Source organism: Pseudomonas sp. CM25, assembly GCF_013179705.1.
Taxonomy (GTDB): Bacteria; Pseudomonadota; Gammaproteobacteria; order Pseudomonadales; family Pseudomonadaceae; genus Aquipseudomonas.
Genome location: NZ_JABMCW010000729.1, coordinates 1 through 566 on the forward strand (window position 1 = coordinate 1; position 566 = coordinate 566).

Below are 566 nucleotides of genomic sequence, written 5' to 3' on the forward strand. Positions count from 1 at the left end.
TTCGCCATCGACAGCAGCACCCAGCCCATGCAAGCCTTGCGGTTCGAGGACGACGGGGCAACGCCCAACAGCCGTTTTCCCGTATTGCTTTACCGGCTGCAACGGGTGGAGCCTGCCCATGACAATGCCGGCGCTTTCGAGTCCTTGTTCGCCGCGCACCAGTGGACGCCGCTCTGGCGTGCCGGCATTTTCGATTACCACCATTTCCACTCCAACGCGCACGAAGTGCTGGGCGTTGCCCGCGGCCGTGCCCGGATAATGCTCGGTGGTGCAGCAGGTCAGGCGCTGACGGTAAAGGCGGGTGATGTGCTGGTGCTACCCGCCGGAACCGGGCATCGTTGCCTGGCGTCCAGCGACGACTTTCTGGTCGTGGGCGGATATCCGCAAGGGCAGGAACACTACGACATCCAGCGCCCCGAGATCGGTGCTCACCAGCAGGCGCTGGCGAGGATCGCCAGAGTCCCAATACCTCAGCAGGACCCGGTTACCGGGGCTGACGGCGCCCTGACAAGACACTGGCGGTGATCAGATGCCAGCGCGTGAGCACGCTTCAGGATCAACGCAGT

Annotated in this window: 1 protein-coding gene; it reads left to right on the top strand. The window is 64.0% G+C overall.

Annotation, left to right across the window (positions count from 1 at the left end; translation table 11 throughout):
- Window positions 1-27: 27 nt before the first annotated feature.
- On the top strand, window positions 28-525 hold the full coding sequence (locus HP546_RS30980) for a cupin domain-containing protein (protein WP_218584665.1): 498 nt from the start codon (window positions 28-30) through the stop codon (window positions 523-525).
- Window positions 526-566: the final 41 nt, after the last annotated feature.